The organism is Caproiciproducens sp. MSJ-32, assembly GCF_018918055.1.
Lineage (GTDB): Bacteria > Bacillota > Clostridia > Clostridiales > Clostridiaceae > Clostridium.
The window spans coordinates 60,277-66,306 of sequence record NZ_JAHLPS010000091.1; the positions used below are offsets into that span (position 1 = coordinate 60,277).

7 protein-coding genes and 1 pseudogene are annotated in these 6,030 nt (G+C 29.6%); 6 read left to right on the forward strand and 2 right to left on the reverse strand.

From position 1 onward, the window contains the following. Nucleotides 1–13 precede the first annotated feature (13 nt). Entirely contained in the window at nucleotides 14–448 is a 435-nt protein-coding gene (rplM, locus tag KQI16_RS10290) for a 50S ribosomal protein L13 (RefSeq protein ID WP_216434159.1), read from the forward strand. A gap of 28 nt (nucleotides 449–476) precedes the next feature. Continuing rightward, nucleotides 477–869, forward strand: a complete 393-nt coding sequence (gene rpsI, locus KQI16_RS10295; protein WP_216434162.1) for a 30S ribosomal protein S9 — start codon at nucleotides 477–479, stop codon at nucleotides 867–869. A gap of 50 nt (nucleotides 870–919) precedes the next feature. Here the strand turns inward: rpsI and KQI16_RS10300 are convergent, their stop codons facing one another. Beyond that, entirely contained in the window at nucleotides 920–1,981 is a 1,062-nt protein-coding gene (locus tag KQI16_RS10300) for an NAD(P)-dependent alcohol dehydrogenase (protein ID WP_216434164.1), read from the reverse strand. Nucleotides 1,982–2,535: 554 nt separating this feature from the next. On the opposite strand from KQI16_RS10300, the gene KQI16_RS10305 reads away from it, so the two are divergent. Both KQI16_RS10305 and cwlD read left to right on the forward strand, forming a co-directional pair. Further along, complete coding sequence (locus KQI16_RS10305) at nucleotides 2,536–2,751, forward strand: HAD family hydrolase (protein ID WP_330654210.1); 216 nt, start codon at nucleotides 2,536–2,538, stop codon at nucleotides 2,749–2,751. Nucleotides 2,752–2,835: 84 nt separating this feature from the next. Continuing rightward, nucleotides 2,836–3,522 carry an N-acetylmuramoyl-L-alanine amidase CwlD gene (gene cwlD / locus KQI16_RS10310; protein WP_216434168.1) on the forward strand — a complete coding sequence of 229 codons (687 nt, stop codon included), beginning with the start codon at nucleotides 2,836–2,838 and terminating at the stop codon, nucleotides 3,520–3,522. A 198-nt stretch (nucleotides 3,523–3,720) separates the two neighbouring features. On the opposite strand, the gene KQI16_RS10315 is transcribed toward cwlD, so the two are convergent. Then, nucleotides 3,721–4,581: a YitT family protein gene (locus tag KQI16_RS10315; protein ID WP_216434170.1), complete on the reverse strand. Its 861-nt coding sequence runs from the start codon at nucleotides 4,579–4,581 to the stop codon at nucleotides 3,721–3,723. A 199-nt stretch (nucleotides 4,582–4,780) separates the two neighbouring features. On the opposite strand from KQI16_RS10315, the gene KQI16_RS10320 reads away from it, so the two are divergent. After that, on the forward strand, nucleotides 4,781–5,470 hold the full coding sequence (locus tag KQI16_RS10320) for a response regulator transcription factor (protein WP_216434172.1): 690 nt from the start codon (nucleotides 4,781–4,783) through the stop codon (nucleotides 5,468–5,470). Further along, nucleotides 5,460–6,030 (forward strand): annotated as a pseudogene (locus KQI16_RS10325) (sensor histidine kinase); the annotation flags it as partial. The gene KQI16_RS10320 and the pseudogene KQI16_RS10325, both read left to right, overlap by 11 nt.

Consider the following 6,030-nt stretch of genomic DNA (forward strand, 5'->3'; position numbering starts at 1 on the left):
GGGAGGGAAAACAATGAAATCATACATTGCTAAAGCGCAAGAAGTTGAAAGAAAATGGTATGTAGTTGATGCTGCTGGTAAGCCACTAGGAAGAGTTGCTAGCCAAGTTGCTTCAATTTTAAGAGGAAAAAATAAGCCAACATTTACACCAAATGTTGATTGCGGAGATTTCGTTATAGTAATCAATGCAGAAAAAGTTGTTTTAACTGGAAATAAGTTAGATCAAAAAATGATGAGAAAACACAGTCTATATCCAGGTGGATTAAAAGAAACTCCATATAGAGAAGTGTTAGCTAAGAAGCCAGAATTCGCTTTCGAAGAAGCTGTAAGAAGAATGCTTCCAAGTGGCGTATTAGGAAGAAAAATGCTTAAAAAATTAAAAGTATATAGAGGTGCTGAGCACGGACATCAAGCTCAAAAACCAGAAGTACTTGAATTAAAGTACTAATAGTACACGCTCGGGAGGAGGAATAGAAATGTCAAAAGTTCAATACATGGGAACTGGAAGAAGAAAAAAATCAGTTGCAAGAGTTAGACTAGTACCAGGAAGTGGTAGAGTTATTATAAACAATAGAGAAATAGATAACTATTTCGGTTTAGAAACATTAAGAATGATCGTTAACCAACCATTAGTTTTAACAGGAACTAAGGACAAATTTGATGTTTTAGTTAATGTTCACGGTGGTGGATTCACAGGTCAAGCAGGAGCTATCAGACACGGAATAACAAGAGCATTAATTAAATCAGATGAAAGCTTAAAGCCAGAATTAAAGAAAGCTGGATTCGTTACAAGAGACCCAAGAATGAAGGAAAGAAAGAAATACGGTCTTAAGAAAGCAAGAAGAGCTCCACAATTCTCAAAGAGATAGTATTTGCAACTCAAAAAACCCACAAACTTTATGTTTGCGGGTTTTTTATTTTATTCAATTATTACTATAGGTTTAATTAAATCCTTTGGCTTATCTTTCATAAGCAATAAAGCTTCTTCTATATGCTCAAATCCATGAAATCTATGAGTTATTAATTTAGCTGGTGTAATTCTTTTTGATAAAACTAAGGCTGCAAGTTTTTCCATTCTTAATCTTCCACCAGGCATAAGTCCACCTGAAATAGTTTTGTGTCCCATACCACAGCCCCATTCAGCTCTAGGTATTAATACATTATCTCCTGATCCTAGATAATTAACATTACCTATTCTCCCACCAGGTTTTAACATTTTAATTGCTTGTGCAAATGTTGTTTCTCCATCTCCACCAGCTATAATAACTCTATCTACACCTTTTCCGTTAGTTAATTTCATAACTTGCTCAACTATATCGCCATTTTTATAGTTTATTATTGCTGTAGCCCCAAATTCTTTAGCTAATTCTACACAATTTGGACGAGAGCCAACAGCAAATATTTCAGAAGCTCCTCTTATAGATGCTCCAGCAACAGACATTAGTCCAACGGGACCGATACCTATTACACATACAGTATCACCAAATTGAACATCTGCTAATTCTACTCCATGTAATCCTGTAGGAACCATATCTGCTAACATAACAGCACTTTCTAAATCTAGTCCTTCTGGTAAGTGGGCTAAGTTTCCATCAGCATCATTTACGTGGAAGAACTCACCGAAAACCCCGTCTTTAAAATTAGAGAATTTCCATCCTGATAACATTCCACCTGAATGCATTGAATAACCAGCTTGAGCTTCTAGAGTAGACCAATCAGGAGTAATGGCTGCAATAAGAACTCTATCTCCAGCTTTAAAGTCTTTAACTAAATTTCCTACCTCTACAACTTCTCCTACAGCTTCATGGCCTAGTATCATATTATGTCTCTCTCCTATAGCACCTTCCCATACTGTGTGTATGTCAGAAGTACAAGGAGAAACGGCTAAAGGACGAACAATTGCATCTAAAGGACCACATACAGGACGTTCCTTTTCAATCCAGCCAACCTTTCCTATTCCTAACATTGCAAAACCTTTCATAAATTCTCACCTCAACATAAAATTTTATTTAAATAAGCAATATTGTTAAAAATATAACTAATATTGTTAAAAAAATAAGCGTATTATAAAAATCTTAATAATTTATAGTTTAAAATAAAATTAAATAGGACAGGCTCTATAATTATTATAACGTTTACTGCACTAATAATCAATAATTCATAAAAATTTAAAATTTGTTAAATATTATACAAATTATATTAATAATTTAACAATTAATTAAAAGAAATTCAAAACTTATAGTGAAGTTAATAAAAAAATGTCTTTAGAATTTATATGCTATAATAAAAGTAAGTACAGTAATTTTATGGGAGGTTATTATGAAGGGTGTAGTTTTTGATTTTAATGGAACTATGCTTTTTGATTCTGATAAGCAGGAAAAGGCATGGAGAATGTATATTAAAAAAAATGACAGGAAGAGATGTCAGTGATGAAGAGTTTAAAGAAAGAGTGCATGGTAGAGTAGAATTTTTCTTTGAAAATTTAAATTTGGATAGATGGTTTGATCTTGAAAAGGTAGTTTACACGATGGAACTATAAAAGGTAAACCTAATCCAGATATATATTTGAAAGCTGCTCAAATTATAAATCTTGAAACAAAGGATTGCCTGGTTTTTGAAGATGCTAAGTCAGGAATAATGGCTGCAGAAAGAGCAGGCATTGGAAAGATAATCGCCATAGCATCTACCTCAGAACCAGAGTATTTTAATGATATAAAGGTTGTATCTAAGGTAATTAGAGATTTTACTTAATTTGAAGATTTTAATAAATAAATTAGCTTCATCTGGAGATAATAATTTTTAGATTATCTATATTATTATCATGGAGGAAAGCTAATGAAAAAGTTAAAGATAGTATTATCATTAATTTTGTTGTTTTTATTTTGTATTTTTCCAGTGAAAATAAATGCTTTAGAAAAGGAAGGAAAAATAATACTTATTGATCCAGGTCATGGAGGTATAGATGGAGGAGCTTCAACTAAATCAGGTCCCTTAGAAAAGGATTTAAACCTTCAAATAAGCTTAAAATTAAGGGATGCTTTAGAAAAGGAAGGCTATAAGGTTTATTTAACAAGAGAGACAGATGAAGGTTTATACTCTCAAGGAAAAACAGTTAGAGAAAAGAAGAGGGAAGACCTTAAAAAAAGAAGGGAAATGAAAAAAGAAACAAATTGTCATGTATTTATTTCAATTCATCAAAATATGTTTCCTCAGTCAAAATGTTATGGTGCACAAGTTTGGTATTCAGCAAATGATAAGAGTCAATTGCTAGCTAATCATGTGCAAGAAGCCTTGAAAGAAACAATAAAGGATAATAACAAGAGGGTATCAAAGCCTTCTGGAGATGATTACTTAATACTAAGAGATGATTATGATGGAGCTTCAATTCTTATAGAATGTGGATTCTTATCAAATCCTGAAGAAGAAAGGAAGCTTCAAACAGAAGAACATCAAAATTTAATTGTAAAAGGAATTTCTTTAGGTTTAGAAAGATATTTTGAAGAAATTGAGAAAAAAGCATAGGAAAAAGAAATCTAAAAAATTTCCTAGGAAATACTATAAAAAGACAAGATTAATTAGCTGCGATAAATCTTGTCTTTTTTTATGTAATAATAAATAATTTATTAATTTCATAGAAAAGCGACTGCTATAAAAAAGAGTAATATTTGGTTCTATTATAGCAATAAAAAAAGTAATGATTCAGACAAGCTGAATTATTACTTAAATTCCGTAAAAGCCTTTTCCACTTACTTCAGAAACATCTATTATTGTAATGAAGGCATTTGGATCTATCATTAATATTTTTCTCTTTAAACGAACCATTTGAGGAGATGTTACAGCTACATAAAGCATTTTTTTAAGATTATGAGTATATTCCCCCTCAGCAATTAAGGAAGTAACTCCCCTATTCATGTCCTTTATAACATATTTAATAACTTCTTCTTCCTTATCAGTTAGAATTAATAAAAGTTTTTTACTATTAAATCCGTTAATAACCTTATCTAAAACTGTAGACTGTATATAAATAAATATCAAGGTATATAAGGCCTTTGAAGGGTCAAATATAATTGCTGCTAGAAGTATAATAAAAATATTAAATGTAAAGCCTAACTTTCCAATTTCTAAATTAGAATTTCTCTTTCTTAGAATCATTGATACAATGTCGAGTCCGCCTGTTGATCCATTTCTAGAAAAGACTAATCCATAGCCTAATCCACATAGAACTCCGCCATAGATGCAGTAAATCAATAAATCCTCTATTTTAAATAAGTCTGGTATATTATTTGTAAATACAAGAAAAAGTGATGAAGCTGTCATTCCGATAGTTGTATAAATAGTAAACCTTCTGTTAAGTAATTTATAACTTAAGAAGATTAATGGTATATTTATAACAAAAATAGAAATACCAGATGGTATATTAAACAAGTATTGCAAAATAAGGGCTATACCAGTTATTCCACCACTTAAAAGTTCTGCATTAACAAGGAATAAATTTATACCTGTTGAGGCTATAAAACAGCCAAAAGTAATGAATATAAAATCCATAATCATATGTTTATTAATCTTAAATTTCATTAACATATCAATTCCTCTATTTCTTTGTTGATGTACATAAAGCATTATATATCAAATATAAAAATATGTTAATAAAAAATTATAAATTTAATCTTAGATAATTAATAAAATTGTAATTATTGCCCTTAGAAAATTAACATGATATAAGATATTATATTTATAGAATGCTATATTAATAAAATAATATACTTAAGAGGTGAATAATATGTTTAACGTATTAGTTGTAGACGATGAAAGAGAAATAAGGGATGCAATAGAAATATATTTAAGAGGAGAAGGAATAAAGGTATTTAAGGCGGGAGATGGTGTAGAAGCTCTTGAAATATTGGAAAAAGAAAAAGTGCATCTTATAATCTTAGATATTATGATGCCTAAAATGGATGGAATACAAACTTGTCTAAAAATTAGAGAAAAAAGAAATTTACCAATAATAATGCTTTCTGCCAAGGGAGAGGATAGTGACAAAATATTAGGGTTAAATGTTGGGGCAGATGATTACATAGCAAAACCATTTAATAATTTAGAGCTTGTAGCAAGGGTAAAATCACAGCTTAGAAGATATGAGAAGCCTTTAGAAATAGAAGGGGAAAATAAAGACATAATAACAGTTAGGGATCTTGTAATAAATAATAAAGAAAAAACTGTTTATTTAAGAGGCGAAGAGATAAAAGTTACAGCAACAGAATTTAAAATATTAAAACTATTGGCTTCTAATTTAGGAAGGGTATTCTCAATAAAAGAAATATATGAAAAGGTATGGGAAGAGCCTTTTTATAGAAGCGAAAATACAGTAACTGTTCATATAAGAAGAATAAGAGAAAAAATAGAAATAAATACAAAAGATCCAGAATATATAAAAGTTGTTTGGGGAGTTGGATATAAAATTGAAAAGTAAGATAAAAAACTATTTAACAGGTATATGGGGAATAGAAATATTAATTTTTCTATTTTTACTGCCAACGGTATTTATAGGATATTATCAGGCTCTAAATAATGAATTTGTCGAAATTGGAGCAGGAACCTTTGATGCCTTGTTTAATAAGGAAAAATATATTAAGGGAATGATATATTACGAAAGTCAAGATCTTTCAAAATATATCTATACAAATTCAAATAATCTTGCCGATATAAGTGATATAAAATATGATAATGAAAGATTTATAGGTCCTTCTAATTATAGCAATATATTTTATATATTGATTAATAAAAAAACAGGGGAATACACAACAAATGATAAGGATTTATTTGAAAGTATTCATGCTGAAAATACAACAAGAGAATTAATAGAGAAAGAAACAGAGGAATATTTAAAGGAATATGGATATGTATCAGTAAAAATAAATAATGAAGAAAATAATAATTACTATGTGAAAACAAGCCTAGAAAGCTTAGGAAACGGAAATACAGAAAAATCCATTATGGAATTTAAAAATTTTAATTATTCTAATATAAAGG